The sequence below is a fragment of the Serratia sp. LACPHL-BACT-2024-00286 genome, from assembly GCF_043109535.1.
Classification (GTDB): domain Bacteria; phylum Pseudomonadota; class Gammaproteobacteria; order Enterobacterales; family Enterobacteriaceae; genus Serratia; species Serratia sarumanii.
In genome coordinates this window covers 1-25,844 of the sequence record NZ_JBICNA010000016.1, presented here as the reverse complement: position 1 = coordinate 25,844, position 25,844 = coordinate 1, and the positions used below count along the sequence as shown (strand labels likewise).

General features: G+C 53.6%; 44 protein-coding genes and 1 pseudogene. 39 read left to right on the top strand and 6 right to left on the bottom strand.

All coding sequences use genetic code 11. The features are described 5' to 3' along the window. The 34 genes and pseudogenes from tuf to ACF8MC_RS25335 form a co-directional block, all read left to right on the top strand. Positions 1-222, top strand: a pseudogene (gene tuf / locus ACF8MC_RS25500) (elongation factor Tu); the annotation flags it as partial. Positions 223-354: 132 nt separating this feature from the next. Then, entirely contained in the window at positions 355-549 is a 195-nt protein-coding gene (gene bfd, locus ACF8MC_RS25495; protein ID WP_015379266.1) for a bacterioferritin-associated ferredoxin, read from the top strand. A 73-nt stretch (positions 550-622) separates the two neighbouring features. Beyond that, the gene (bfr, locus tag ACF8MC_RS25490; RefSeq protein ID WP_033636255.1) at positions 623-1,102 is read left to right on the top strand and encodes a bacterioferritin; all 480 of its coding nucleotides are present in this window, start codon (positions 623-625) and stop codon (positions 1,100-1,102) included. Positions 1,103-1,481: 379 nt separating this feature from the next. Next, complete coding sequence (rpsJ, locus tag ACF8MC_RS25485) at positions 1,482-1,793, top strand: 30S ribosomal protein S10 (protein ID WP_001181005.1); 312 nt, start codon at positions 1,482-1,484, stop codon at positions 1,791-1,793. Positions 1,794-1,825: 32 nt separating this feature from the next. After that, the gene (rplC, locus tag ACF8MC_RS25480; protein WP_015379265.1) at positions 1,826-2,455 is read left to right on the top strand and encodes a 50S ribosomal protein L3; all 630 of its coding nucleotides are present in this window, start codon (positions 1,826-1,828) and stop codon (positions 2,453-2,455) included. Positions 2,456-2,465: 10 nt separating this feature from the next. Next, positions 2,466-3,071: a 50S ribosomal protein L4 gene (gene rplD / locus ACF8MC_RS25475; protein WP_004929779.1), complete on the top strand. Its 606-nt coding sequence runs from the start codon at positions 2,466-2,468 to the stop codon at positions 3,069-3,071. Then, positions 3,068-3,370 (top strand): 50S ribosomal protein L23, encoded by a 303-nt coding sequence (rplW, locus tag ACF8MC_RS25470; protein WP_004951179.1) that lies wholly within the window; start codon positions 3,068-3,070, stop codon positions 3,368-3,370. Before rplD ends, rplW begins: the two co-directional genes overlap by 4 nt. An 18-nt stretch (positions 3,371-3,388) precedes the next feature. Then, positions 3,389-4,213, top strand: a complete 825-nt coding sequence (rplB, locus tag ACF8MC_RS25465; RefSeq protein ID WP_004929775.1) for a 50S ribosomal protein L2 — start codon at positions 3,389-3,391, stop codon at positions 4,211-4,213. Positions 4,214-4,227: 14 nt separating this feature from the next. Then, entirely contained in the window at positions 4,228-4,506 is a 279-nt protein-coding gene (gene rpsS, locus ACF8MC_RS25460; protein ID WP_004929772.1) for a 30S ribosomal protein S19, read from the top strand. 14 nt (positions 4,507-4,520) lie between these two features. Next, on the top strand, positions 4,521-4,853 hold the full coding sequence (gene rplV / locus ACF8MC_RS25455) for a 50S ribosomal protein L22 (protein ID WP_002223844.1): 333 nt from the start codon (positions 4,521-4,523) through the stop codon (positions 4,851-4,853). 17 nt (positions 4,854-4,870) lie between these two features. After that, on the top strand, positions 4,871-5,569 hold the full coding sequence (gene rpsC / locus ACF8MC_RS25450; protein WP_004929766.1) for a 30S ribosomal protein S3: 699 nt from the start codon (positions 4,871-4,873) through the stop codon (positions 5,567-5,569). Between the two features lie 12 nt (positions 5,570-5,581). Then, positions 5,582-5,992 carry a 50S ribosomal protein L16 gene (gene rplP, locus ACF8MC_RS25445; RefSeq protein ID WP_004929764.1) on the top strand — a complete coding sequence of 137 codons (411 nt, stop codon included), beginning with the start codon at positions 5,582-5,584 and terminating at the stop codon, positions 5,990-5,992. Further along, positions 5,992-6,183: a 50S ribosomal protein L29 gene (gene rpmC, locus ACF8MC_RS25440; protein ID WP_004929762.1), complete on the top strand. Its 192-nt coding sequence runs from the start codon at positions 5,992-5,994 to the stop codon at positions 6,181-6,183. The genes rplP and rpmC overlap by 1 nt, the downstream gene beginning before the upstream one ends. Beyond that, positions 6,184-6,438 carry a 30S ribosomal protein S17 gene (rpsQ, locus tag ACF8MC_RS25435; protein WP_004929760.1) on the top strand — a complete coding sequence of 85 codons (255 nt, stop codon included), beginning with the start codon at positions 6,184-6,186 and terminating at the stop codon, positions 6,436-6,438. Positions 6,439-6,610: 172 nt separating this feature from the next. After that, entirely contained in the window at positions 6,611-6,982 is a 372-nt protein-coding gene (gene rplN / locus ACF8MC_RS25430) for a 50S ribosomal protein L14 (protein WP_000613954.1), read from the top strand. Between the two features lie 9 nt (positions 6,983-6,991). Next, complete coding sequence (gene rplX, locus ACF8MC_RS25425; protein ID WP_004929758.1) at positions 6,992-7,306, top strand: 50S ribosomal protein L24; 315 nt, start codon at positions 6,992-6,994, stop codon at positions 7,304-7,306. Between the two features lie 14 nt (positions 7,307-7,320). Further along, on the top strand, positions 7,321-7,860 hold the full coding sequence (gene rplE, locus ACF8MC_RS25420; RefSeq protein WP_033636253.1) for a 50S ribosomal protein L5: 540 nt from the start codon (positions 7,321-7,323) through the stop codon (positions 7,858-7,860). Between the two features lie 13 nt (positions 7,861-7,873). Next, positions 7,874-8,179 (top strand): 30S ribosomal protein S14, encoded by a 306-nt coding sequence (gene rpsN, locus ACF8MC_RS25415; protein WP_004929754.1) that lies wholly within the window; start codon positions 7,874-7,876, stop codon positions 8,177-8,179. Between the two features lie 30 nt (positions 8,180-8,209). Next, a complete protein-coding gene (rpsH, locus tag ACF8MC_RS25410; protein WP_004929753.1) occupies positions 8,210-8,602 on the top strand; it encodes a 30S ribosomal protein S8 in 393 nt (130 codons plus the stop codon). A gap of 14 nt (positions 8,603-8,616) precedes the next feature. Beyond that, positions 8,617-9,150, top strand: coding sequence for a 50S ribosomal protein L6 (gene rplF / locus ACF8MC_RS25405; RefSeq protein WP_004929751.1), 534 nt, complete (start codon positions 8,617-8,619; stop codon positions 9,148-9,150). A gap of 9 nt (positions 9,151-9,159) precedes the next feature. After that, a complete protein-coding gene (gene rplR, locus ACF8MC_RS25400; RefSeq protein WP_004929748.1) occupies positions 9,160-9,513 on the top strand; it encodes a 50S ribosomal protein L18 in 354 nt (117 codons plus the stop codon). Positions 9,514-9,527: 14 nt separating this feature from the next. Further along, positions 9,528-10,028, top strand: coding sequence for a 30S ribosomal protein S5 (rpsE, locus tag ACF8MC_RS25395; protein ID WP_004929747.1), 501 nt, complete (start codon positions 9,528-9,530; stop codon positions 10,026-10,028). Positions 10,029-10,034: 6 nt separating this feature from the next. Further along, on the top strand, positions 10,035-10,214 hold the full coding sequence (gene rpmD, locus ACF8MC_RS25390; protein WP_048232028.1) for a 50S ribosomal protein L30: 180 nt from the start codon (positions 10,035-10,037) through the stop codon (positions 10,212-10,214). A 3-nt stretch (positions 10,215-10,217) separates the two neighbouring features. Continuing rightward, the gene (gene rplO / locus ACF8MC_RS25385; protein WP_004929742.1) at positions 10,218-10,652 is read left to right on the top strand and encodes a 50S ribosomal protein L15; all 435 of its coding nucleotides are present in this window, start codon (positions 10,218-10,220) and stop codon (positions 10,650-10,652) included. Between the two features lie 7 nt (positions 10,653-10,659). Then, a complete protein-coding gene (gene secY, locus ACF8MC_RS25380; RefSeq protein ID WP_004929740.1) occupies positions 10,660-11,991 on the top strand; it encodes a preprotein translocase subunit SecY in 1,332 nt (443 codons plus the stop codon). Between the two features lie 33 nt (positions 11,992-12,024). Beyond that, positions 12,025-12,141, top strand: a complete 117-nt coding sequence (gene rpmJ / locus ACF8MC_RS25375; RefSeq protein WP_002227352.1) for a 50S ribosomal protein L36 — start codon at positions 12,025-12,027, stop codon at positions 12,139-12,141. A gap of 148 nt (positions 12,142-12,289) precedes the next feature. Further along, complete coding sequence (gene rpsM, locus ACF8MC_RS25370; RefSeq protein WP_004929734.1) at positions 12,290-12,646, top strand: 30S ribosomal protein S13; 357 nt, start codon at positions 12,290-12,292, stop codon at positions 12,644-12,646. Between the two features lie 16 nt (positions 12,647-12,662). Continuing rightward, entirely contained in the window at positions 12,663-13,052 is a 390-nt protein-coding gene (gene rpsK / locus ACF8MC_RS25365) for a 30S ribosomal protein S11 (protein WP_004929731.1), read from the top strand. Positions 13,053-13,082: 30 nt separating this feature from the next. After that, on the top strand, positions 13,083-13,703 hold the full coding sequence (rpsD, locus tag ACF8MC_RS25360) for a 30S ribosomal protein S4 (RefSeq protein ID WP_004929729.1): 621 nt from the start codon (positions 13,083-13,085) through the stop codon (positions 13,701-13,703). A 25-nt stretch (positions 13,704-13,728) separates the two neighbouring features. Then, positions 13,729-14,718: a DNA-directed RNA polymerase subunit alpha gene (locus ACF8MC_RS25355; protein WP_002919219.1), complete on the top strand. Its 990-nt coding sequence runs from the start codon at positions 13,729-13,731 to the stop codon at positions 14,716-14,718. Between the two features lie 40 nt (positions 14,719-14,758). Next, on the top strand, positions 14,759-15,148 hold the full coding sequence (gene rplQ / locus ACF8MC_RS25350; protein ID WP_004929726.1) for a 50S ribosomal protein L17: 390 nt from the start codon (positions 14,759-14,761) through the stop codon (positions 15,146-15,148). Between the two features lie 148 nt (positions 15,149-15,296). Then, the gene (locus ACF8MC_RS25345; RefSeq protein ID WP_033655288.1) at positions 15,297-15,671 is read left to right on the top strand and encodes a DUF1992 domain-containing protein; all 375 of its coding nucleotides are present in this window, start codon (positions 15,297-15,299) and stop codon (positions 15,669-15,671) included. After that, positions 15,671-16,102, top strand: a complete 432-nt coding sequence (zntR, locus tag ACF8MC_RS25340; protein WP_033636251.1) for a Zn(2+)-responsive transcriptional regulator — start codon at positions 15,671-15,673, stop codon at positions 16,100-16,102. The genes ACF8MC_RS25345 and zntR overlap by 1 nt, the downstream gene beginning before the upstream one ends. A gap of 75 nt (positions 16,103-16,177) precedes the next feature. Beyond that, the gene (locus tag ACF8MC_RS25335) at positions 16,178-16,384 is read left to right on the top strand and encodes an alternative ribosome-rescue factor A (RefSeq protein WP_041036936.1); all 207 of its coding nucleotides are present in this window, start codon (positions 16,178-16,180) and stop codon (positions 16,382-16,384) included. A 58-nt stretch (positions 16,385-16,442) separates the two neighbouring features. Here the strand turns inward: ACF8MC_RS25335 and mscL are convergent, their stop codons facing one another. From mscL to def, 5 genes are all read right to left on the bottom strand, one after another. Next, positions 16,443-16,859 (bottom strand): large-conductance mechanosensitive channel protein MscL, encoded by a 417-nt coding sequence (gene mscL, locus ACF8MC_RS25330; RefSeq protein WP_025304493.1) that lies wholly within the window; start codon positions 16,857-16,859, stop codon positions 16,443-16,445. A 137-nt stretch (positions 16,860-16,996) separates the two neighbouring features. Next, complete coding sequence (trkA, locus tag ACF8MC_RS25325; protein WP_033636248.1) at positions 16,997-18,373, bottom strand: Trk system potassium transporter TrkA; 1,377 nt, start codon at positions 18,371-18,373, stop codon at positions 16,997-16,999. A gap of 55 nt (positions 18,374-18,428) precedes the next feature. Then, positions 18,429-19,718, bottom strand: a complete 1,290-nt coding sequence (gene rsmB / locus ACF8MC_RS25320; protein WP_164105776.1) for a 16S rRNA (cytosine(967)-C(5))-methyltransferase RsmB — start codon at positions 19,716-19,718, stop codon at positions 18,429-18,431. Positions 19,719-19,790: 72 nt separating this feature from the next. Next, positions 19,791-20,735 carry a methionyl-tRNA formyltransferase gene (fmt, locus tag ACF8MC_RS25315; protein ID WP_041036932.1) on the bottom strand — a complete coding sequence of 315 codons (945 nt, stop codon included), beginning with the start codon at positions 20,733-20,735 and terminating at the stop codon, positions 19,791-19,793. 17 nt (positions 20,736-20,752) lie between these two features. Next, positions 20,753-21,262 (bottom strand): peptide deformylase, encoded by a 510-nt coding sequence (gene def / locus ACF8MC_RS25310; RefSeq protein ID WP_033636244.1) that lies wholly within the window; start codon positions 21,260-21,262, stop codon positions 20,753-20,755. A gap of 133 nt (positions 21,263-21,395) precedes the next feature. Here def and dprA point away from each other — a divergent pair, with 133 nt between their 5' ends. The 5 genes from dprA to aroE are packed head-to-tail and all read left to right on the top strand — an operon-like array spanning position 21,396 to position 24,940. Further along, on the top strand, positions 21,396-22,517 hold the full coding sequence (gene dprA, locus ACF8MC_RS25305) for a DNA-protecting protein DprA (RefSeq protein ID WP_164105777.1): 1,122 nt from the start codon (positions 21,396-21,398) through the stop codon (positions 22,515-22,517). Continuing rightward, positions 22,489-22,962, top strand: coding sequence for a DUF494 family protein Smg (gene smg / locus ACF8MC_RS25300; protein ID WP_033650013.1), 474 nt, complete (start codon positions 22,489-22,491; stop codon positions 22,960-22,962). Before dprA ends, smg begins: the two co-directional genes overlap by 29 nt. 25 nt (positions 22,963-22,987) lie before the next feature. Continuing rightward, positions 22,988-23,533 (top strand): type I DNA topoisomerase, encoded by a 546-nt coding sequence (locus tag ACF8MC_RS25295; RefSeq protein ID WP_004929705.1) that lies wholly within the window; start codon positions 22,988-22,990, stop codon positions 23,531-23,533. Between the two features lie 7 nt (positions 23,534-23,540). After that, on the top strand, positions 23,541-24,110 hold the full coding sequence (tsaC, locus tag ACF8MC_RS25290; protein ID WP_049196717.1) for an L-threonylcarbamoyladenylate synthase type 1 TsaC: 570 nt from the start codon (positions 23,541-23,543) through the stop codon (positions 24,108-24,110). An 11-nt stretch (positions 24,111-24,121) separates the two neighbouring features. Next, a complete protein-coding gene (gene aroE / locus ACF8MC_RS25285; protein ID WP_033655293.1) occupies positions 24,122-24,940 on the top strand; it encodes a shikimate dehydrogenase in 819 nt (272 codons plus the stop codon). 38 nt (positions 24,941-24,978) lie between these two features. On the opposite strand, the gene ACF8MC_RS25280 is transcribed toward aroE, so the two are convergent. Next, entirely contained in the window at positions 24,979-25,521 is a 543-nt protein-coding gene (locus tag ACF8MC_RS25280; protein WP_004929699.1) for a gamma carbonic anhydrase family protein, read from the bottom strand. Positions 25,522-25,844 lie beyond the last annotated feature (323 nt).

Genomic DNA, 25,844 nt, shown 5'->3' with positions numbered 1-25,844 from the left:
CCATTCTTCAAAGGCTACCGTCCACAGTTCTACTTCCGTACAACTGACGTGACCGGTACCATCGAACTGCCAGAAGGCGTAGAGATGGTAATGCCAGGCGACAACGTGAACATGGTCGTAACCCTGATTCACCCAATCGCGATGGACGACGGTCTGCGTTTCGCAATCCGTGAAGGCGGCCGTACCGTTGGCGCGGGCGTTGTAGCTAAAGTTATCGCTTAATCGCGAATAATTTTTTCGACACAAAAAAGGGCACTTCGGTGCCCTTTTTTTATGCAATTTGTTTAAATCTTAATTGAAATAAAAACCATTCCCATTTAGACTCAGTGCATTGGTTAAGAAGTGAGTCTCTCTATGTATGTATGTCTGTGTAATGCGGTGACTGACAAAGCGATCCGTAATGCGGTGCGTCAGCACAATCCCCATACCATGAAGCAGCTGCGTGAACTTGTGCCGATTGGTACCGATTGTGGAAAGTGCATTCGTCAGGCAAGACAGATTATGGTGGAGGAACGCGGAACTATCATCCCAATGCATGAAGTTGCCTAACAAAGGGTAAGGTTATTTTTGACTCTTGGCTTACAGGTTCTACACTTTTAGAACTGGCCAGGAGGAATTACCTATGAAAGGCGATAAAAAGATCATTGCTCACCTCAACAAGCTGCTCGGTAACGAGCTGGTTGCCATCAATCAATATTTCCTGCACGCCCGCATGTTCAAGAATTGGGGGTTAATGCGCCTCAACGACAAGGAGTACCACGAGTCGATCGACGAAATGAAACATGCCGATCGCTACATCGAGCGTATCCTGTTCCTGGAAGGGATCCCGAACCTGCAAGATCTCGGCAAGCTGAACATCGGCGAAGACATTGAAGAGATGCTGCGTTCCGATTTGGCGCTGGAGCTGGCGGGGGCCAAAAACCTGCGCGAAGGTATCGCCTATGCCGACTCGATCCACGATTACGTCAGCCGCGATTTGATGATCGACATCCTGGCCGATGAAGAAGAGCATATCGACTGGCTGGAAACCGAGCTGGATCTGATCGCTCGCCTCGGTATTCAAAACTATGCCCAGGCCCAGGTTCTAGAGCGCAAAGAGTAAACCTGCCTTCTGTTCGTCATCGTTTCTCCTGCCGGCAACCGTTTTTACGGTGGGGCAGGGGAGCGTCCCTGCCAAGCATAATTCATACCCTGTTTGCCGCCTTCATCTCGCGACTGCATCTGAGCGCGCAAAAATGACGATTTCCTGAGCATATTTCCAACTGCGGCTTGCTTCCTCGGCCATTTTGCGTATAATGCGCGGGCTTACCTAATCTTGGTAAGCCTGATTTTAGCGAATCAGTCGATTGGCAGGCCTTTTTTGCCTCTCGAACAATACTCCCGATATGGGGGTTATATGTTGACGATTACACTCCCCCATCAATCGAAATGGGTGTGAGGAGTAATTATTTACGTTTATAAATAATTGGAGCTCTGGTCTCATGCAGAACCAAAGAATCCGTATCCGCCTGAAAGCGTTTGATCATCGTCTGATCGATCAATCAACCGCGGAAATCGTCGAGACTGCAAAGCGCACTGGTGCGCAAGTCCGTGGTCCGATCCCGCTGCCAACTCGCAAAGAGCGCTTTACCGTTCTGATTTCTCCGCACGTCAACAAAGACGCGCGCGATCAGTACGAGATTCGCACTCACAAGCGTCTGGTTGACATCGTTGAGCCAACCGAGAAAACCGTTGATGCTCTGATGCGTCTGGATCTGGCTGCCGGTGTAGACGTGCAGATCAGCCTGGGTTAATCAGGTCATTGAGCGATTGAGAGGTTGAAACAATGATTGGTTTAGTCGGTAAAAAAGTGGGTATGACCCGTATCTTCACTGAAGATGGCGTTTCTATCCCAGTAACCGTAATTGAAATTGAAGCGAACCGCGTGACTCAGGTTAAAAGCCTGGACACCGACGGTTACCGTGCCGTTCAGGTTACCACCGGTAGCAAAAAAGCTAACCGTGTAACCAAGCCGGAAGCGGGCCATTTCGCTAAAGCTGGCGTTGAAGCTGGCCGTGGTCTGTGGGAATTCCGCCTGGAAGAAGGTCAAGAATTCGCTGCAGGTCAGGAAATTAGCGTAGAAATCTTCGCTGACGTTAAAAAAGTCGATGTTACCGGTACTTCTAAAGGTAAAGGTTTTGCTGGCACTGTTAAGCGCTGGAACTTCCGTACCCAAGACGCTACCCACGGTAACTCCTTGTCTCACCGCGTTCCGGGTTCTATCGGTCAGAACCAGACTCCGGGCAAAGTGTTCAAAGGCAAGAAAATGGCTGGCCACCTGGGTGATGAGCGCGTAACCGTTCAGAGCCTGGACGTAGTACGTGTTGACGCTGAGCGCAACCTGCTGCTGGTTAAGGGTGCTGTACCGGGCGCAACCGGTGGCAACCTGATCGTTAAACCAGCTGTGAAGGCGTAAGGGGATAGCAATGGAATTAGTATTGAAAGACGCGCAAAGCGCGCTGACTGTTTCCGAAACTACCTTCGGTCGTGATTTCAACGAAGCGCTGGTACACCAGGTTGTTGTTGCTTATGCAGCAGGTGCCCGTCAAGGTACCCGTGCTCAGAAGACCCGTGCTGAAGTAACTGGTTCCGGCAAAAAGCCATGGCGTCAGAAAGGCACCGGCCGTGCGCGTTCAGGTTCTGTAAAGAGCCCGATCTGGCGTTCAGGCGGCGTGACCTTTGCTGCTAAGCCACAGGACCACAGTCAGAAAGTAAACAAAAAGATGTACCGCGGCGCGCTGAAAAGCATCCTGTCCGAACTGGTACGTCAAGATCGTCTGATCGTTGTCGAGAAGTTCTCTGTAGAAGCGCCTAAAACTAAGCTGCTGGCACAGAAACTGAAAGATATGGCTCTGGAAGACGTGCTGATCGTGACCGGTGAACTGGATGAGAATCTGTTCCTGGCAGCTCGCAACCTGTACAAGGTTGACGTGCGCGATGTAGCAGGTATCGATCCGGTTAGCCTGATCGCCTTCGACAAAGTGGTTATGACTGCTGATGCTGTGAAGCAAGTTGAGGAGATGCTGGCATGATCCGTGAAGAACGTTTGCTGAAAGTGCTGCGTGCACCGCACGTATCTGAAAAAGCATCCGCTGCGATGGAAAAAAGCAACACCATCGTTCTCAAAGTTGCCAAAGACGCGACCAAAGCAGAAATCAAAGCTGCAGTGCAGAAACTGTTTGAAGTCGAAGTCGAAGACGTGAACACCCTGGTAGTTAAAGGGAAAGTGAAGCGTCACGGTCAGCGTGTTGGTCGTCGTAGCGACTGGAAAAAAGCTTACGTCACCCTGAAAGAAGGCCAGAATCTGGACTTCATCGGCGGCGCAGAGTAAGTCGGAGGAGTAAGAACAATGGCAATTGTTAAATGTAAACCTACATCTCCGGGTCGTCGCCACGTTGTTAAAGTGGTTAACCCTGAGCTGCACAAGGGTAAACCTTATGCCCCGCTGCTGGAAAAACTGAGCAAAAGCGGTGGTCGTAACAACAATGGCCGTATCACCACCCGTCATATCGGTGGTGGCCACAAGCAACATTATCGTCTGGTTGACTTCAAGCGCAACAAAGACGGTATCCCTGCTGTGGTTGAGCGTCTGGAGTACGATCCGAACCGTTCCGCGAACATCGCGCTGGTTCTGTACAAAGACGGCGAACGCCGTTACATCCTGGCGCCGAAAGGCCTGAAAGCTGGTGACCAGATTCAATCTGGCGTTGATGCTGCAATCAAAGCGGGTAACACCCTGCCGATGCGCAACATTCCAGTTGGTTCAACGGTTCACAACGTAGAAATGAAACCAGGTAAAGGCGGCCAGATGGCTCGCTCCGCTGGTGCCTACGTTCAGATCGTTGCTCGTGATGGTTCCTACGTAACTCTGCGTCTGCGCTCCGGCGAAATGCGTAAAGTTCCAGCTGATTGCCGCGCCACCCTGGGTGAAGTCGGTAACGCTGAACACATGCTTCGCGTTCTGGGTAAAGCAGGTGCTGCACGTTGGCGTGGTGTTCGTCCTACCGTTCGCGGTACGGCGATGAACCCGGTAGATCACCCGCACGGTGGTGGTGAAGGTCGTAACTTTGGTAAGCACCCGGTAACTCCGTGGGGCGTTCAGACCAAAGGTAAGAAGACCCGTAGCAACAAGCGTACTGATAAGTTCATCGTACGTCGCCGTAGCAAAAAATAATTAGAGGATAAGCCATGCCACGTTCTCTCAAGAAAGGTCCTTTTATTGACCTGCACTTGCTGAAGAAGGTAGAGAAAGCGGTGGAAAGCGGTGACAAGAAGCCTTTGCGCACTTGGTCCCGTCGTTCAACGATCTTTCCTAACATGATCGGTTTGACCATCGCTGTCCATAATGGTCGTCAGCACGTACCAGTGTTCGTTTCCGATGAAATGGTCGGTCACAAACTGGGTGAATTCGCGCCGACTCGTACTTATCGCGGCCATGCGGCTGATAAAAAAGCTAAAAAGCGCTAAGGTAGGAGGAAGAGATGGAAACTATCGCTAAACATCGCCACGCTCGTTCTTCTGCTCAGAAGGTTCGCCTTGTTGCTGACCTGATTCGCGGTAAGAAAGTGTCGCAAGCTCTGGAAACTCTGACCTACACCAACAAGAAAGCTGCTGGTCTGGTTAAGAAAGTGCTGGAGTCTGCCATTGCTAACGCAGAACACAACGATGGCGCTGACATCGATGATCTGAAAGTTACGAAAATCTTCGTAGACGAAGGCCCAAGCATGAAGCGCATTATGCCGCGTGCAAAAGGTCGTGCAGATCGCATCCTGAAGCGCACCAGCCACATTACTGTGGTTGTGTCCGATCGCTGAGACTCTGGAGACTAGCAATGGGTCAGAAAGTACATCCTAATGGTATTCGCCTGGGTATTGTCAAACCTTGGAACTCTACTTGGTATGCGAATACCAAAGAATTCGCTGACAACCTGGACAGCGACTTTAAAGTTCGTCAATTCCTGACTAAGGAACTGTCGAAAGCTTCCGTTTCTCGCATCGTTATCGAGCGTCCTGCGAAGAGCATCCGTGTGACCATTCACACTGCTCGCCCAGGCATCGTTATCGGCAAGAAAGGTGAAGACGTCGAAAAACTGCGCAAGGTCGTAGCGGACATCGCTGGCGTTCCTGCACAGATCAACATCGCCGAAGTCCGTAAACCGGAACTCGACGCTAAATTGGTTGCTGACAGCATCACTTCTCAGCTGGAACGTCGCGTGATGTTCCGTCGTGCTATGAAGCGTGCAGTACAGAACGCAATGCGTCTTGGCGCTAAAGGTATCAAAGTTGAAGTAAGCGGCCGTCTTGGCGGCGCTGAAATCGCACGTACCGAATGGTACCGCGAAGGTCGTGTTCCATTGCACACTCTGCGTGCGGACATCGACTACAACACATCTGAAGCGCACACCACTTATGGTGTAATTGGCGTTAAGGTATGGATCTTCAAAGGTGAGATCCTGGGTGGTATGGCTGCAGTTGAACAACCGGAACCGGCTGCTCAACCTAAAAAGCAGCAGCGTAAAGGCCGCAAGTAAGGAGAGTCGCTGATGTTACAACCAAAGCGTACAAAATTCCGTAAGGTGCACAAGGGCCGCAACCGTGGTCTGGCGCAAGGTACGGATGTTAGCTTCGGCACTTTCGGTCTGAAAGCTGTTGGCCGTGGCCGTCTGACTGCTCGTCAAATCGAAGCAGCTCGTCGTGCAATGACTCGTGCAGTTAAGCGTCAAGGCAAGATCTGGATCCGTGTATTCCCGGACAAACCGATCACCGAGAAGCCGCTGGAAGTGCGTATGGGTAAAGGTAAGGGTAACGTGGAGTATTGGGTTGCCCTGATCCAGCCTGGTAAGGTCCTGTACGAAATGGACGGCGTGCCAGAAGAGGTTGCCCGCGAGGCATTCAAACTGGCAGCAGCGAAACTGCCGATCAAAACCACCTTTGTAACTAAGACGGTGATGTAATGAAAGCACAAGAGCTGCGTGAAAAAAGCGTTGAAGAGCTGAATGCCGAGCTGCTCAACCTGCTGCGTGAGCAATTCAACTTGCGCATGCAGGCGGCCAGTGGCCAGCTGCAACAAACTCACCTGTTGAAACAAGTGCGTCGTGACGTCGCACGCGTTAAGACTTTACTGACTCAAAAGGCGGGTGTGTAAATGACTGAAGTTATCCGTACCCTGCAGGGTCGTGTTGTTAGCGATAAAATGGAGAAATCCATCGTTGTTGCTATCGAACGTACTGTGAAGCACCCGATCTACGGGAAATTCATCAAACGTACGACCAAGCTGCACGTACATGACGAGAACAACGAATGTGGTACCGGCGACGTGGTGGAAATCCGCGAATGCCGCCCACTGTCCAAGACCAAGTCCTGGACGCTGGTTCGCGTTGTAGAGAAAGCGATTCTGTAATAGAGTAGCTGGCTCTCACTTAATAAACGGCTCAGAAAATGAGCCGTTTATTTTTTCTACCCATACCAAGTAAGCGGTGTTATAATGCTGCGCCCTCGGTTATGGGGCTTTTCAACGGCCTAATTTTTACTTGGGTCTTTAAAGTAGTAGTTGACATTAGCGGAGCACTAAAATGATCCAAGAACAGACTATGCTGAACGTCGCCGACAACTCCGGTGCACGTCGCGTAATGTGTATCAAGGTTCTAGGTGGCTCGCACCGTCGCTACGCAGGCGTCGGCGACATCATCAAAATTACCATCAAGGAAGCAATTCCTCGCGGTAAGGTGAAGAAAGGCGATGTTCTGAAGGCGGTAGTGGTGCGCACCAAGAAGGGTGTACGTCGCCCGGACGGTTCTGTCATTCGCTTCGATGGCAATGCATGCGTTATTTTGAACAATAACAGCGAGCAGCCAATCGGTACGCGTATTTTTGGGCCGGTAACTCGTGAACTGCGTAATGAGAAGTTCATGAAAATTATCTCTCTGGCACCAGAAGTACTCTAAGGAGCGAACATGGCAGCGAAGATCCGTCGTGATGACGAAGTTATCGTGATTACCGGGAAAGACAAAGGTAAGCGCGGTAAAGTAAAAAATGTCCTGTCTGCTGGCAAGGTCATTGTTGAAGGCATCAACCTGGTTAAGAAACACCAGAAGCCGGTTCCGGCTCTGAACCAACCAGGCGGCATTGTTGAAAAAGAAGCTGCAATTCAGGTTTCTAACATTGCTATCTTCAACGCGGCTACCGGCAAGGCTGACCGTGTAGGCTTTAGATTCGAAGACGGCAAAAAAGTCCGTTTCTTCAAATCTAACAGCGAAACTATCAAGTAATTTGGAGTAATACGATGGCGAAACTGCATGATTACTACAAAGACGAGGTAGTCAAACAACTGATGTCTCAGTTTGATTACAACTCTGTCATGCAAGTCCCTCGGGTCGAGAAGATCACCCTGAACATGGGTGTTGGTGAAGCGATTGCTGACAAGAAACTGCTGGATAACGCCGCAGCGGACCTGACAGCTATCTCCGGTCAAAAACCGTTGATCACCAAAGCCCGCAAATCTGTTGCAGGCTTCAAAATCCGTCAGGGCTATCCGATCGGCTGTAAAGTAACTCTGCGTGGCGAACGCATGTGGGAGTTCCTTGAGCGCCTGATCTCCATTGCTGTTCCACGTATCCGTGACTTCCGTGGCCTGTCCGCCAAGTCATTCGATGGCCGTGGCAACTACAGCATGGGCGTGCGTGAGCAAATCATCTTCCCAGAAATCGACTACGACAAAGTCGATCGCGTTCGTGGTTTGGATATTACCATTACCACTACTGCGAAATCTGATGATGAAGGCCGCGCGCTGCTGGCTGCTTTTAACTTCCCGTTCCGCAAGTAAGGCAGGGTTACTGATGGCTAAGCAATCAATGAAAGCACGCGAAGTCAAGCGCGTGAAATTAGCTGACAAGTTCTTTGCAAAACGCGCTGAACTGAAAGCTATTATCTCTGATGTGAACGCATCCGATGAAGATCGTTGGAATGCCGTTCTCAAGCTGCAAACTCTGCCGCGTGATTCCAGCCCGTCTCGTCAGCGTAAACGCTGCCGCCAAACTGGCCGTCCACATGGTTATGTGGGCAAATTCGGGTTGAGCCGTATTAAGCTTCGTGAAGCCGCTATGCGCGGTGAAGTACCAGGCTTGAAAAAGGCTAGCTGGTAATTACCAATTGAATCACGGGAGTAAAGACAGATGAGCATGCAAGATCCGATCGCGGATATGCTGACCCGTATCCGTAACGGTCAAGCCGCGAACAAAGTTGCGGTCACCATGCCTTCCTCCAAGCTGAAAGTGGCAATTGCCAACGTGCTGAAGGAAGAAGGTTTTATTGAAGATTTCAAAATCGAAGGCGACGCCAAGCCTGTTCTGGAACTGGTACTGAAGTACTTCCAGGGCAAAGCTGTGGTAGAAAGCATTCAACGTATCAGCCGTCCAGGTCTGCGCATCTACAAGAAAAAAGATGAGCTGCCAAAAGTTATGGCCGGTTTGGGTATCGCTGTTGTTTCTACCTCTAAAGGTGTTATGACCGATCGTGCAGCTCGCCAGGCTGGTCTTGGTGGCGAGATTATCTGCTACGTAGCTTAATTCGGGAGGAAAGAATGTCTCGTGTTGCAAAAGCACCCGTCGTCATTCCTGCCGGCGTAGAGGTAAAACTCAACGGTCAGGTTATTTCGATTAAGGGTAAAAACGGCGAGTTGACTCGTACTATCCACGACGCCGTTGAAGTGAAGCAAGAAGCTAACGCACTGACTTTCGCTCCGCGCGAAGGTTTTGCTAACGCATGGGCTCAAGCGGGTACCACGCGCGCTCTGCTGAACGCAATGGTTGTTGGTGTTACCGAAGGCTTCACCAAAAAGCTTCAACTGGTAGGTGTTGGTTATCGTGCTGCCGTTAAAGGCAACGTGGTGAATTTGGCCCTGGGCTTCTCTCACCCTATCGATCACCAGCTGCCGGCAGGTATCACTGCTGAATGCCCAAGCCAAACTGAAATCGTGCTGAAAGGCGCTGATAAGCAGGTAATTGGCCAGGTAGCAGCAGATCTGCGTGCTTACCGTCGTCCTGAGCCTTACAAAGGCAAAGGTGTTCGTTACGCCGACGAAGTCGTGCGTACCAAAGAGGCTAAGAAGAAGTAAGGTAACACTATGGATAAGAAATCTGCTCGTATCCGTCGTGCGACCCGCGCACGCCGCAAGCTCCAAGAGCTGGGTGCAACCCGCCTGGTGGTACATCGTACCCCGCGTCACATTTACGCACAGGTGATTGCTCCAAACGGTTCTGAAGTACTGGTAGCCGCTTCTACTTTAGAAAAAGCTATCGCGGAGCAACTGAAGTATTCCGGTAACAAAGACGCAGCAGCAGCCGTAGGTAAAGCTCTGGCTGAGCGCGCGTTGGAAAAAGGGATTGCGAAAGTATCCTTTGACCGTTCCGGTTTCCAATATCATGGTCGAGTCCAGGCACTGGCAGATGCTGCCCGTGAAGCTGGCCTTCAGTTCTAAGGAAGAGGTTTAAGATGGCTCACATCGAAAAACAAGCTGGCGAACTGCAGGAAAAGCTGATCGCGGTAAACCGCGTATCTAAAACCGTAAAAGGTGGCCGTATTTTCAGCTTTACCGCACTGACTGTAGTTGGTGATGGTAACGGTCGCGTTGGTTTTGGCTACGGCAAAGCACGCGAAGTTCCAGCAGCGATCCAGAAAGCGATGGAAAAAGCCCGTCGCAACATGATGAACGTCGCGCTGAACAGCGGCACCCTGCAGCACCCTGTTAAGGGCGCTCACACGGGTTCTCGCGTGTTCATGCAGCCTGCTCATGAAGGTACCGGTATCATCGCGGGCGGTGCAATGCGCGCCGTTCTCGAAGTTGCTGGGGTGCACAACGTATTGGCTAAAGCTTATGGTTCCACCAACCCGATCAACGTGGTTCGTGCAACTATCGACGCTCTGGCGAATATGAAGTCTCCTGAAATGGTCGCTGCTAAGCGTGGTAAATCCGTTGCCGACATTCTGGGGTAATTGACCATGGCTAAGACTATTAAAGTTACACAAACTCGCAGCTCAATTGGCCGTCTGCCGAAGCATAAAGCTACTCTGCTCGGTCTGGGTCTGCGTCGTATTGGTCACACCGTAGAGCGCGAGGATACTCCTGCTGTTCGCGGTATGGTCAACCTGGTTTCCTACATGGTTAAAGTTGAGGAGTAACAGATGCGTTTAAATACTCTGTCTCCGGCTGAAGGTGCCAAGCATGCGCCTAAGCGTGTAGGTCGTGGTATTGGTTCTGGCCTGGGTAAAACCGGCGGCCGTGGTCACAAAGGTCAGAAGTCTCGTTCTGGCGGTGGCGTACGTCGTGGTTTCGAAGGTGGTCAGATGCCTCTGTACCGTCGTCTGCCGAAATTCGGCTTCACTTCACGCAAAGCGATGATCACGGCAGAAGTTCGTCTGTCTGAACTGGCTCTGGTTGAAGGCGATGTTATCGACCTGAACGCGCTGAAAGCCGCTAACGTAGTTGGTGTCCAGATCGAATTCGCGAAAGTTGTACTTTCTGGCGAAGTCGCTCGTCCGGTAACCCTGCGTGGTCTGCGTGTCACCAAAGGCGCTCGTGCTGCTATCGAGGCTGCTGGCGGTAAAATTGAGGAATAAGTAGCAGATGGCTAAGCAACCAGGATTAGATTTTCAAAGTGCTAAAGGCGGGCTCGGCGAGCTGAAGCGCAGACTTTTGTTTGTCATCGGCGCGCTGATTGTCTTCCGCATCGGCTCTTTCATTCCGATTCCTGGTATCGATGCCACTGTGCTTGCCAAATTGCTTGAGCAGCAGAGAGGCACTATCATTGAAATGTTTAACATGTTCTCTGGTGGTGCCCTCAGCCGTGCTTCTATCTTTGCTCTGGGGATCATGCCGTATATCTCGGCGTCGATCATTATCCAGCTGCTGACGGTGGTTCATCCAGCGTTGGCGGAAATCAAGAAAGAAGGGGAGGCTGGCCGTCGCAAGATTAGCCAGTACACCCGTTACGGTACGCTGGTATTGGCCATATTCCAGTCGATCGGTATTGCTACCGGTCTGCCGAATATGCCTGGTATGCAGGGCCTGGTGTTAAATCCAGGCTTTGCATTCTACTTTACTGCGGTTGTGAGCCTGGTAACCGGGACAATGTTCCTGATGTGGCTGGGTGAGCAGATTACTGAACGCGGTATCGGCAACGGTATCTCGATCATTATCTTCGCGGGTATTGTAGCGGGGCTCCCGCCGGCAGTGGCCCATACTATCGAGCAAGCGCGGCAAGGCGACCTGCACTTCCTCCTGCTGCTGTTGGTTGCAGTATTGGTGTTTGCAGTAACCTTCTTCGTTGTTTTCATCGAGCGTGGTCAACGTCGTATCGTCGTTAACTATGCGAAGCGTCAACAAGGTCGTCGTGTTTATGCAGCACAGAGCACACATTTACCGTTGAAAGTGAACATGGCGGGTGTTATCCCGGCGATTTTCGCTTCCAGCATTATTCTGTTCCCGGCCACGATTGCATCATGGTTTGGGGGCGGTACCGGTTGGAACTGGCTGACTACGATTTCGCTGTATTTGCAGCCAGGGCAACCGCTTTATGTGTTACTCTATGCGTCTGCAATCATCTTCTTCTGTTTCTTCTACACGGCGTTGGTCTTCAACCCGCGTGAGACAGCAGATAACCTGAAGAAGTCCGGTGCCTTCGTACCAGGAATTCGTCCGGGAGAGCAAACGGCGAAGTATATCGATAAAGTAATGACGCGTTTAACCCTGGTGGGCGCGATGTACATTACTTTCATCTGCCTGATCCCGGAGTTCATGCGTGATGCAATGAAAGTACCATTCTACTTTGGTGGTACCTCGCTACTGATCGTGGTTGTCGTCATCATGGACTTTATGGCTCAAGTGCAAACTCTGATGATGTCAAGTCAGTACGAGTCTGCATTGAAGAAAGCAAATCTGAAAGGCTATAACCGCTAGTCAGATTCGTTTGAGAAGTTACGGAGAGTAAAAATGAAAGTTCGTGCTTCCGTCAAGAAATTATGTCGTAACTGCAAAATCGTTAAGCGTAACGGTGTCGTTCGTGTGATTTGCAGCGCCGAGCCGAAGCATAAACAGCGTCAAGGCTGATTATCTCGCATATTTTTCTTGCAAAGTTGGGTTGAGCTGGCTAGATTAGCCAGCCAATCTTTTGTATGTCGCACTGCAACACTATTTGAGTATCCTGAAAACGGGCTTTTCAGAATGGTGTTGCTGTATAAAATAGTAGGAGTGCATAGTGGCCCGTATAGCAGGCATTAACATTCCTGATCATAAACATACCGTTATCGCCTTAACGTCGATCTTCGGTATCGGTAAAACCCGTTCACAGGCTATCTGTGCATCCACGGGTATTGCTGAAAATGTTAAGATCAGTGAGCTGTCTGAAGAGCAAATCGAAAAGCTTCGTGATGCAGTTGCCAAATACACCGTTGAGGGTGATTTGCGTCGTGAAATTACCCTGAGCATCAAGCGTCTTATGGACCTTGGTTGCTATCGTGGTTTGCGTCATCGTCGTGGTCTGCCGGTACGCGGTCAGCGCACCAAGACCAACGCTCGTACCCGTAAGGGTCCGCGCAAGCCGATCAAGAAATAATCGGGGTTATTGAATAATGGCAAAGGCACCTGTTCGTACACGTAAGCGTGTAAGAAAGCAAGTCTCTGACGGCGTGGCTCATATCCATGCTTCTTTCAACAACACCATCGTTACCATCACTGATCGTCAGGGTAATGCTTTGGGTTGGGCAACAGCCGGTGGTTCCGGTTTCCGTGGTTCTCGTAAGTCCACTCCGTTCGCAGCACAGGTTGCAGCAGAACGTTGTGCTGACGCAGTAAAAGAATACGGTATCAAGAACCTGGAAGTTATGGTTAAAGGACCTGGTCCTGGTCGTGAGTCTACTATCCGCGCTCTGAACGCGGCTGGTTTCCGCATCACTAACATTACTGATGTGACTCCGATCCCTCATAACGGTTGTCGTCCGCCGAAAAAGCGCCGCGTGTAACGCAGCTTTTAGGATTGTTGGAGAAAGAAAATGGCAAGATATTTGGGTCCTAAGCTCAAGCTGAGCCGTCGTGAGGGCACAGACCTGTTCCTTAAGTCTGGCGTTCGCGCGATCGATTCCAAGTGTAAAATTGAACAAGCACCTGGTCAGCACGGTGCGCGTAAACCGCGTCTGTCTGATTACGGTGTTCAGTTGCGTGAGAAGCAGAAAGTTCGCCGTATGTACGGCATTCTGGAGCGTCAATTCCGTAACTATTACAAAGAAGCAACCCGCCTGAAGGGCAACACCGGTGAAAACCTGTTGCAGCTGCTGGAAGGTCGTCTGGACAACGTTGTTTACCGTATGGGCTTCGGCGCTACTCGTGCAGAGTCACGTCAGCTGGTTAGCCACAAAGCAGTTATGGTAAACGGTCGCGTTGTTAACATCGCTTCTTATCAGGTATCTCCGAATGACGTAGTCAGCATCCGCGAGAAAGCTAAAAAGCAGTCTCGTGTTAAAGCTTCTCTGGAGCTGGCTGAGCAGCGTGAAAAGCCGACTTGGCTGGAAGTTGATGCTGCTAAGATGGAAGGCGTGTTCAAGCGTATGCCTGAACGTACCGATCTGTCTGCGGACATTAACGAACACCTGATCGTCGAGCTTTACTCCAAGTAAAGCTTAGTACCAAAGAGAGGACACAATGCAGGGTTCTGTGACAGAGTTTCTAAAACCGCGCCTGGTAGATATCGAGCAAGTCAGTTCGACGCACGCCAAGGTGACCCTTGAGCCTTTAGAGCGTGGCTTTGGCCATACTCTTGGCAACGCACTGCGCCGTATTCTGCTTTCATCTATGCCGGGTTGCGCGGTGACCGAGGTTGAGATTGATGGTGTACTGCATGAGTACAGCACCAAAGAAGGCGTACAGGAAGATATCCTGGAGATCCTGCTCAACCTGAAAGGGCTGGCGGTGAGAGTTCAAGGCAAAGACGAAGTTATTCTTACCCTGAATAAATCTGGCATTGGCCCTGTGACCGCTGCCGACATCACCCATGATGGTGATGTCGAAATCGTCAAGCCTCAGCACGTGATCTGCCACCTGACTGATGAGAACGCGGCTATCAGCATGCGTATCAAAGTTCAGCGCGGTCGCGGTTATGTGCCGGCTTCTGCCCGAATTCATTCGGAAGAAGATGAGCGCCCAATCGGTCGTCTGTTGGTTGACGCCTGCTACAGCCCTGTAGAGCGTATCGCCTACAATGTTGAAGCTGCGCGTGTAGAACAGCGTACTGACTTGGATAAGCTGGTCATCGAGATGGAGACCAATGGCACGATCGATCCTGAAGAGGCGATCCGCCGTGCGGCCACCATTCTGGCTGAACAACTTGAAGCTTTCGTTGACCTGCGTGATGTACGTCAGCCGGAAGTTAAAGAAGAGAAACCGGAATTCGATCCGATCTTGCTGCGCCCTGTTGACGATCTGGAATTGACTGTCCGCTCTGCTAACTGCCTCAAGGCAGAAGCTATCCACTACATCGGTGATCTGGTACAGCGTACCGAGGTTGAGTTGCTGAAAACGCCAAACCTGGGTAAAAAATCTCTTACCGAGATTAAAGACGTGCTGGCCTCACGTGGTCTGTCTCTGGGCATGCGCCTGGAAAACTGGCCGCCGGCAAGCATTGCTGACGAGTAACCGGATCACAGGTTAAGGTTTTACTGAGAAGGATAAGGTCATGCGCCATCGTAAGAGTGGTCGTCAACTGAACCGTAACAGCAGCCATCGCCAGGCTATGTTCCGTAACATGGCCGGCTCTTTGGTTCGTCATGAGATCATCAAGACGACCCTGCCAAAAGCAAAAGAGCTGCGTCGCGTTGTTGAGCCGCTGATTACTCTTGCCAAGACCGACAGCGTAGCTAATCGTCGTCTGGCATTCGCCCGTACTCGTGATAACGAGATCGTGGCAAAACTGTTTAACGAGCTGGGCCCGCGTTTCGCGAGCCGTGCCGGTGGTTACACTCGCATTCTGAAGTGTGGCTTCCGCGCAGGCGACAACGCGCCGATGGCATACATCGAGCTGGTTGATCGTGCTGAGTCTCAAGCAGAAGTAGCAACTGCAGAGTAATCTGTAGACGCGTAAAAAAACCGGGCTTGCCCGGTTTTTTTACGTCCAAACCCAGCCAAATGTGCGTAATTCCCCCGCTGCGCTTAAGATCCCCGCCCCTATCCGCTATGCTAAGGTTTAATCATTAGGCTAACCGAGGCTGTCTTTCATGGGGCTGCTCGATCAATGGGCGGAACGTCATATCCTTGATGCCCAGGATAAAGGCGAGTTCGACAATCTGCCCGGCCAGGGCCAACCGTTGGCGCTGGAAGATGACAGCGCGGTGCCGGCTGAACTGCGCGCCGGTTACCGTTTGCTGAAAAATGCCGGTTACCTGCCGCCGGAGCTGGAAGATCGCAAAGAGGCGTTGACCGTTGCTCGTTTGCTGCAAGGGATTAACAGTGAGCATCAGGACTATGTCGAACTCAGCAAACGCATGGCGCTGCTGGAGCACCGGTTGCGTCAGGCTGGGATGAGTACGGCTTTCTTGCATGGTGAATATCAGCGTGCATTGGACGGCAAATTCACCCGGGAGGAGAAGTAATGTTCAAGATAGGTCAGTTGGCCAAGCTTGCCGAAGTGACGCCGGATACCGTGCGTTACTATGAAAAGCAGGGCATGATGGATCACAATGTCCGCACCGAAGGTGGTTATCGGCTCTACACCGAGCAGGATCTGCAGCGGCTGCGCTTCATTCGCTATGCCAAGCAGCTGGGATTTACTCTGGAAACGATCGCTGAGCTGCTGTCGATCCGCGTCGATCCTGAACATCATACCTGCCAGGAGTCGAAGTCGATCGTCGATGCGCGCCTGAGCGAAGTGGAAAGCAAGTTGGCGGAGCTGACTCGCATGCGCGAATCGCTGAAGCGGCTGAGTGATGCCTGCTGCGGTACTGCCCATACCAGCAATTATTGTTCTATTCTGGAAGCCTTGGAACAGGGCGCCAGCGATGAAAAAGGGAAAAAAGGTTGCTGACGGCACTTTAATTTTTATACCGCCGGCAGTATTATCGCCCCGTTTTATCACCACACCTTTTACAGGAGCATTATCATGACGAAATATCGTCACACTAAAGGTCAGATTCAAGATAACGCCATTGAGGCGCTGCTGCATGATCCGCTATTCCGTCAACGAGTAGAAAAGAATGTGAAAGGCAAAGGCAGCTATCGGCGTAAAGAAAAACACAGCAAAGGCGGTAACTGGGAGGCCAGTGGTAAACTATCAAGCGATAATTTACCACTGGCCTTCTGGTTTTAAGGCATTAAAAAAGCCACCTTCGTCAGGTGGCTTTTTATTGGCATAACCAAACGCTGTTTTACAGTTTTGGCTGCTGTTGCTGGCTCAGCAGGTCACGGATTTCCGTCAGCAGTTTCTCTTCTGCGGTAGGTGCTGGCGGCGCTGCCGGCGCTTCTTCCTGCTTGCGGCGCATTTTGTTCATCAATTTAATTGCCAGGAAGATGGCGAAGGCGACAATCACGAAGTCGAATACGGTTTGAATGAATGAACCGTAGTTCATTACCACCGCCGGTACGGCGCCCTGAGCTTCACGTAATACCAGATGGAATTGTTTAAAGTCGACGCCGCCGATCAGTAATCCCAGTGGTGGCATGATGATATCGGCCACGAAGGACGAAACAATCTTGCCGAATGCGGCACCGATAATCACACCGACGGCCAGATCGACCACGTTGCCACGCATGGCAAATTCGCGAAACTCTTTCAACATACTCATAGAACGCACCCCTTGCAGAATTAATAACTCAAGTTTAACAAAGCAATTTCCCTTTGCCACAAAAGGAGAGAAGTTTTATCTCCTCCCAAGGCAGAGAACAACTACGCGATTATAGACCACCGCCTAATAAATTTGTTCTACAAGAAGAACGGGCTCGGTTGGAACAGGCGTTCAACGTCCGGCACGAATTTCTTGTCGGTAATAAACATGATGACGTGATCGCCCTGTTCGATTTTGCTGTTGCCGTTGGCGATGATCACGTCGTCACCACGTACGATCGCGCCGATGGTGGTGCCCGGTGGCAGCTTGATGTCTTCGACGATGCGGCCGACCACTTTGGACGTGCTTTCATCGCCGTGGGCAATCGCTTCGATCGCTTCCGCCACGCCGCGGCGCAGCGACGAGACGCTGACGATATCCGCTTTGCGCACGTGCCCCAACAGGGCGGAGATGGTCGCCTGCTGCGGCGAAATGGCGATATCGATCACGCTGCCCTGCACCAGATCGACATAGGCGCGGCGCTGGATCAAGACCATCACCTTCTTGGCGCCCATGCGCTTGGCCAGCATGGCGGACATGATGTTGGCCTCATCGTCGTTGGTGATGGCGATGAAGACATCCACCTGTTCGACGTGCTCTTCGGCCAGCAGCTCCTGGTCGGAGGCATCGCCGTAGAACACGATGGTATCGTGCAGCTGCTCGGCCAGTTCGGCGGCGCGTTGCTGGTTCCGCTCGATCAGTTTGACGTTGTAGTCTTTTTCCAGCTTGGCGGCCAGGCCGGCGCCGACGTTGCCGCCGCCGACGATCATGATGCGCTTATAGGGTTTTTCCAGCCGCTGCAGTTCGCTCATCACCGCACGGATGTGCTGTGATGCGGCGACGAAGAAGACTTCATCACCGGCTTCGATAATGGTCGAGCCTTGCGGACGTATTGGTCTGTCCTGGCGGAAAATAGCGGCGACGCGGGTGTCGATATGCGGCATGTGTTCGCGCATCGAAGAGAGCGCATTGCCGACCAGCGGGCCGCCGTAATAGGCTTTAACCGCAGCGATGCTGACCTTGCCTTCGGCGAAGTTGACCACCTGCAGCGCGCCGGGGTATTCAATCAGCTTGTAGATATAGTCGATGACCAGCTGCTCCGGTGAAATCAGATGGTCGATCGGCACCGCTTCCGGCAGGAACAGTTTCTCCGACTCGCGGATATATTCCGGCGCGCGGATACGGGCGATGCGGTTGGGGGTATTGAACAGAGAATAGGCGATCTGGCAGGCAACCATGTTGGTTTCGTCGGAGTTGGTGACGGCGACCAGCATGTCAGCGTCTTCCGCGCCGGCTTCGCGCAGCACCCGAGGGTGAGAGCCGTGCCCCTGAACCACCCGCAGATCGAATTTATCCTGCAGCTGACGCAGCCGGCCGGAATCGGTATCGACGACGGTGATATCGTTGTTTTCACCCACCAGGTTTTCCGCCAGCGTCCCGCCAACCTGACCGGCACCAAGAATAATTATTTTCATCGTGTTCCCTGCTTCACACTGAAAGACTTAGGGCGCGCACGCACGCCCCGAAGCATTACATTTTAATCAGCTTAGCGTAAAAGAAGCCATCGCCGTCCTCGGGATGCGGGATATTCTGCCGCCCCGGTCGCTGCGGATCGCCGGTTTCAACCAGCTTGGCATCGGCGTGGCGCTGCAAGAACGCGGCGATCTGGCTGCTGTTTTCATCCGGCAGGATAGAGCAGGTGGCGTAAACCATCACGCCGCCCGATTTCAGATGGGGCCAAACGGCTTCCAGGATGTCGGCCTGCAGCGCGGCGAGTTCGGCGATGTCGCGATCGCGGCGCAGCCATTTGATGTCGGGGTGACGGCGGATCACGCCGGTGGCGGAACAAGGCGCGTCCAGCAGGATCCGGTCGAACTGCTTGTCACCGCACCATTGCTGCGGGGTGCGGCCATCGCCCAGCTTAACCTCTGCGTGCAAACGCAGGCGCTGCAGGTTTTCCTTCACCCGCGCCAGGCGCTGTTCGTCGATATCGACCGCCATGACGTGCGCTTTCGGCGCCGCTTCCAGAATATGCGTGGTTTTGCCGCCAGGCGCGGCGCACAAATCGAGGATCTGTTCACCGTCTTGCGGATCCAATAGATCGACACAGCCCTGGGCTGAGGCATCTTGCACGGTGACCCAGCCGTCGGCGAACCCAGGCAGATCGGTCACGGCGCAAGGCGCCAGCAAACGCACCGCGTCGGCATAGTCTGAATGAGGCTCCGCGGCGATGCCTGCGTCGGTCAACAACTGCAGATAAGCTTCGCGGGTGTGATGCAGGCGGTTGACGCGCAGCCACATTGGTGGCTTCTGGTTATTGGCGTCGACGATCTGTTCCCAGTTGGCGGGATAGGCTTGTTGAATGCGTTTCAGCAACCAGCTCGGGTGCAGATAGCGGCTGTCATTGTTGGCGGCGCGCTGCAGCAGCTCTTCCTGCTGGCGCTGGAATTGCCGCAAGACGCCGTTAATCAGGCCTTTCAACTGTGGGCGTTTCAGCGCCACCGCGCCTTCCACGGTTTCGGCCAATACGGCGTGCGGCGGGATACGGGTATACAGCAGCTGATACAGGCCGACTATCAGCAGATAGTGCAGCGTACGCTGTTTGCCGGTCAGCGGCTTGGCCATCAATTGTTGAATGCACCATTCGAGCTGCGGCAGCACGCGCAACGTGCCGAAGCACAGTTCCTGCAGCAACCCGCGGTCCTTATCGCTGATGGTGGTTTGCAGCGCCGGCAGGACAGTGCTGAGCGACTGCCCTTGATCCAGCACCTGGCCGATGGCTTTGGCAGCGATGCTGCGGAGATTGTAATTATTTTTCATAGGCTGAAGCTGATAACGATCGGCATTAAGAAAATAACGGCCCGGCGATGAACGGCCGGGCAGTGGGGTGACTTACAGCCGGTTACCCGGGGTAAACCATTCACGGCGTGAATTTAACAGGTCCTGCGCCGACATCGGTTTCTTGCCGGCGGGCTGCAGTTGGATCAGATTGAGGATGCCGTCGGCGGTCGCCACCTGAATGCCGTGCTTGTCGGCATGGACAACGGTGCCCGGCTCCGCATTGGCGCTTTGCGCCAGTACGCTGGCTTGCCAGACTTTCACCGGTTGCTCGTCGATAGTGAAGTAGCTGATCGGCCAAGGGTTGAAGGCGCGGATGCAGCGCTCCAGTTGTTCGGCGGACAGCGTCCAGTCCAGGCGAGCTTCTTCTTTGCTCAGCTTCTCGGCGTAGGTAACCAGCGCGTCGTCCTGCACTTCGCGGGTGGCGCTGCCGTCGGCCATTTGGCGCAGCGTCGTCAGCATGCCCTGCGGGCCGAGCTGCGCCAGCTTGTCGTAGAGACTGGCGCTGGTATCGCTGTTCTCAATCGGGCAGGCAATCTTGTGCATCATGTCGCCGGTATCGAGACCGACGTCCATCTGCATGATGGTCACGCCGGTTTCGCTGTCGCCGGCCCAGAGCGAGCGCTGGATCGGCGCCGCACCGCGCCAGCGAGGCAGCAGTGAGCCATGTACGTTGATGCAACCGAGACGCGGCATATCCAGCACCGCCTGCGGCAGGATCAGCCCGTAGGCAACCACCACCATCACGTCGGCGTTAAGATCGGCCACCAGGCGCTGGTTCTCTTCGGGGCGCAGCGATTTGGGCTGAAATACCGGCAGTTGGTGTTGCTCAGCCAGCACTTTTACCGGGCTTGGCGTCAGCTTGTTGCCGCGGCCTGCCGGGCGGTCGGGCTGGGTAAAAACGCCGACAATCTGGTGCTCAGATGACAACAGCGCGTCAAGATGACGCGCTGCGAAGTCTGGTGTTCCGGCGAAAATAATCCGTAAAGAGTCAGACACGTTGATTTCCTGATCGGTTAGGCGCGGGCTTGAAGCTTGGCCATTTTTTCCAGTTTCTGACGAATGCGCTGACGCTTGAGCGGCGACAGGTAATCGACGAACAGTTTACCCATCAGGTGATCCATCTCGTGCTGGATGCAGATCGCCAGCAGATCGTCCGCTTCCAGTTCGAAAGGTTTGCCTTCGCGATCCAGCGCGCGGATCTTCACCTGCGCGGCACGTGGTACCAACGCACGCTGCTCGGGAATGGAAAGACAGCCTTCCTCGATGCCGGTTTCGCCGCTCTTTTCCAGCAGCTCCGGGTTGATCAGCACCAGGCGCTGATCGCGATTCTCGGAGACGTCGATCACGATAATGCGCTGATGGATATCCACCTGAGTCGCAGCCAGGCCAATGCCTTCCTCTGCGTACATGGTTTCAAACATATCATCCACGATGCGCTGGATATCTGCATTGACTTCTTTTACCGGCGCTGCGATTTTGCGCAGACGCTCGTCTGGGAAATGTAATACCTGCAAGACTGACATATATCTTTAGATCTGTATCCGAGTAATGAACGAGGTTTAACCTCCATTCTAGACATTTCCCGGCCTGATTGACAGCATTGCGCACCAATTGCTCAGATTGGTAATACCACCGTTTTTGCTGAGGGAACAGACGATGCGGCCGGAAGAGATCGCTTTACGGATGCGAGGGGTAACGGGGCTGCAGACCGTCGTGGCCAGCCGGATTGTGCGGCAGCTATCGCAAATGGGGCGCGAGCCTCGCAGCGCGTTGCGTGAACTGGGGTTGAACGAGCGGCAGCGGGCGCAGTTCAACCAAGCGGATCCCGCTTATCTGGCGGCCAGCCTGCGTTGGCTGGAACTGCCGGCGCACCGTATGCTGAACTATGGGGCGGCCGGCTATCCGGAACGCCTGGCCCAGATCGACGATGCGCCGCTGTTTTTGCTGATCGAGGGCGATCCTCAAGCGTTGCTGCGTCCGCAGCTCGCCATGGTTGGCAGCCGGCAGTTCAGCCACTACGGCGAGCGTTGGGCCAATCATTTCGCCGCGGAATTGGCGCGTTGCGGTTTCACCATCACCAGCGGTTTGGCGATCGGCATCGACGGCATTTGCCATCGCGCAGCGCTGGCGGCCGGCGGTTGCACGGTAGCGGTATTGGGCAGCGGGTTGGCCAATGTTTATCCACGCCGGCACCGCAGGCTCGCGGAGCAGATTGTCGAGCAGGGCGGCGCGGTGATTTCGGATCATTTGGTCACCGATTTGCCTCTGGCCGACCATTTTCCGCGCCGCAACCGCATTATCAGCGGGCTGAGCCAGGGCGTTCTGGTCATAGAAGCCTCGTTGCTCAGCGGTACCCTGGTGACGGCCCGCTATGCGCTGGAGCAGGGGCGTGAGGTATTCGCCTTGCCGGGGCCGTTAGGGAACCCGATGAGCGAAGGCACGCACTGGCTAATTCAGCAGGGCGCGCATCTGGTTACCGGGCCGAAAGATATCGCAGAATTGCTGGGAAGCGGCCTTCAATGGCTGCCACTGAACGAAAATACAACTATTTGTGCGTCGCAGGCTGAAGTTGAATTGCCATTTGCCGATGTGTTGGCTAACGTAGGAGATGAGGTGACACCTGTTGACGTCGTCGCTGAACGTGCCGGCCAACCTGTGCCAGTGGTGGTAATCAAGTTACTCGAACTGGAGTTAGCAGGGTGGATCGCAGCTGTACCCGGCGGCTATGTCCGAATAAGGAGGGCAAGCCATGTTCGACGTACTCATGTACTTGTTTGAAACTTATATCCACAATGAACCAGAGATGCGCGTCGATCAGGATCAACTGACCGATGATCTCGCCCAGGCGGGGTTTCATCGGGATGATATCTACAACGCGTTGAATTGGCTTGAAAAGCTGGCTGACCTGCAAGAAGGTCAAAATGCGCCTTACTTTATGGATGCCGATCCGCTGGCAATGCGGATCTACACCGAAGAGGAAAGCGCGCGTTTGGACGCCGGCTGCCGTGGTTTTCTCCTGTTCCTGGAACAGATTCAGGTATTGAACCTCGAAACCCGTGAAATGGTTATCGACCGCGTTATGGCTTTGGATAATGCGGAATTCGATCTCGAAGATCTGAAATGGGTCGTGTTGATGGTGCTGTTTAATATTCCCGGATATGAAAGCGCCTATCAGCAAATGGAAGAACTGTTGTTTGAAGTGAACGAAGGTTATCTGCATTGAGCCGATAACGCGCATAGAAGACGTTATGACAAAAAACGCGATTTTTGCCGCCAGGCAAAATGAACCCTGTCCGGAATGCGGGGCCGAGCTGGTGATCCGTAGCGGTCGCCACGGCCCCTTCCTCGGCTGTTCCCAGTACCCTGAATGCCAATATATTCGGCCGCTGAAAGCGCAGGCCGACGGGCATGTCGTCAAGGTGCTGGATGGGCAGCAGTGCCCGAAGTGTCAGGCGACGTTGGTGCTGCGCCAGGGGCGCTATGGCATGTTTATCGGTTGCAGCGATTATCCGCAGTGCGATCACACTGAAGTGATCGATAAGCCTGATGAAACCGCCATTACCTGTCCGCAGTGCGGTCAGGGCAAGCTGTTGCAGCGTAAATCGCGCTACGGCAAGGTTTTTCATTCCTGCGATCGTTATCCGGAATGCCAATTCGCCCTCAATGTTAAACCCGTCGCCGGTGAATGCGCCTATTGCCATTACCCGCTGCTGATGGAAAAACGTACGGCAAAAGGCCCCGTCCTGTGCTGCGCCAGCAAGCTGTGCGGAAAACCCGTGGCGACTACAGAATAATCACATCATGAACTCAGAATTAAGCCCGAACCTTTTATCTATCATCGATGCTTTGCATCAACAGCAGGTGATTGCCTATCCCACCGAAGCGGTATTCGGCCTGGGGTGCGATCCCGACAGCGAACAGGCGGTCAATGCTTTGCTGGCATTGAAACAGCGGCCGTGGGAAAAGGGGCTGATTCTGATCGCCGCCGACTATACGCAGCTTAAGCCCTATATCGACGACAGCGCGCTCAGCGAACAGCAGCGCGTGACGATGTTCGCCAGCTGGCCTGGGCCGGTAACCTGGGTGTTGCCTGCCCGGCCGGAGACGCCACGTTTACTGACCGGGCGTTTCAGCTCGCTGGCGGTGCGCGTTAGCGATCACCCGTTGGTGCAGCAACTGTGCCGGCAGTACGGCAAGCCACTGGTATCGACCAGTGCCAATCTCAGTGGGCAGGAGCCGTGCCGCAGTGCGGATGAAGTCGCGCGGCAATTCGGCGAGGCTTTCCCGGTATTGGCCGGCGAGGTGGGTGGCCGTCTTAATCCTTCCGAAATCAGAGATGCTCTGACCGGCGAACAGATCCGTCAGGGCTAGAGGTAATGGGCATGGAGAAGTTTGCGGTATTTGGCAACCCTATTGGTCACAGCAAGTCGCCGCGGATTCATGCGCTGTTCGCTGCCCAGACTGGCATTGAGCATCCTTATGGAGCGGTGTTGGCGCCGTTGGACGGTTTTGAAACCAGCCTGCAGGCGTTTATCCACGCCGGAGGGCTGGGGGCGAACGTCACGGTGCCTTTCAAAGAGCGCGCTTATGAGGCCGCTTCCGAGCTGAGCGAGCGCGCAGCGATGGCCGGCGCGGTCAATACCCTGAAGGTATTGCCGAATGGCGGTCTGCTGGGGGACAACACCGATGGCATCGGTTTGCTGACCGACCTGCAGCGTCAGCAATTGATCCGGCCGCAGGATCGCATCTTGCTGGTGGGGGCCGGCGGCGCGGCGCGCGGCGTGATCCTGCCGCTGCTGTCTTTCGGCTGCCGGCTCACGATCACCAACCGCACCTTCAGCCGCGCCGAGGAGTTGGCCGACGCTTTCCGGCATCTGGGAGAGATCTCGGCGGCGCCGATGGATCAACTGAATCAGCAAGCGTTCGATCTGGTGATCAACGCGACGGCGTCCGGCATCAGCGGGGAGATCCCGGCGTTGCCCGCAGGTGTGGTGAACGCGCAAACCCGTTGCTATGACATGTTCTATCAGCAGGGCGTCACGCCGTTCCTGGCCTGGGCGCAGCAGCAAGGGGCAACGGAATATGCCGATGGGTTGGGCATGCTGGTGGGGCAGGCGGCGCATGCTTTCCTGCTTTGGCACGGAGTGATGCCAGAGATCGAGCCGGTATTGCGCCAGCTGCGCAGCGAACTGGCGGCATAATTCCCACCCCGTTCTCTATATAGGGAACGGGGTGGCCGTCAGATGTCTTCCGACAGGTATTCGTCTTTCCAACGCACATAGTTGTTAGAAGAATAAAGCAATCCTTCCAACTCGGCGGCGGTCAACGGCCGAACCTGGCGTGCCGGGCTCCCCATATAAAGATAGCCGCTGGCCAGCCGTTTGCCCGGCGCCACCAAACTGCCGGCGCCAATCATTACGTCGTCTTCTACTACTACACCGTCCAACAGGATCGATCCCATACCGACCAGCACCCGGTTGCCGATGGCGCAGCCGTGCAGCATCGCTTTATGGCCCACGGTCACGTCTTCCCCAATCAGCAGGGGATAACCGTCTGGGTTGTGTTCGGAACGGTGAGTCACATGCAGTACGCTGCCGTCCTGAATATTGCTGCGCGCGCCGATCTTTACCGCATTGACGTCACCGCGGATAGCGACCAGCGGCCAGATACTGACGTCATCCGCCAGATCGACGTCGCCGATCACGACGCTGGAAGGATCGATCAATACACGCTGACCGAGTTTGGGGGTGTATTGAAGATAAGAACGTACTGCATCGGACATAGTGCTGCCTCACGTCGGGATCATATTTACCGGCAATACTAGACCCTGGCGATGGAATTACAACCAACGGCAGCGCCGGATCCTGCTGAAAATGGCCCTGATCGCACAAGATCCACACGGAAGGGCTGAAAAGTGTGCAAACAGAAAGAAAAGATCAAAAAAGGGGTTGTGCAAAAAACTCGGATCCCTATAATGCGCCTCCATCGACACGGCGCAAGTGATTCACTTCACACAGCGGCCGGGAAGAAAGAGAAAAAATCCTGAAAATTAGGGTTGACTCTGAAAGAGGAAAGCGTAATATACGCCACCTCGAGTTAGCAAGC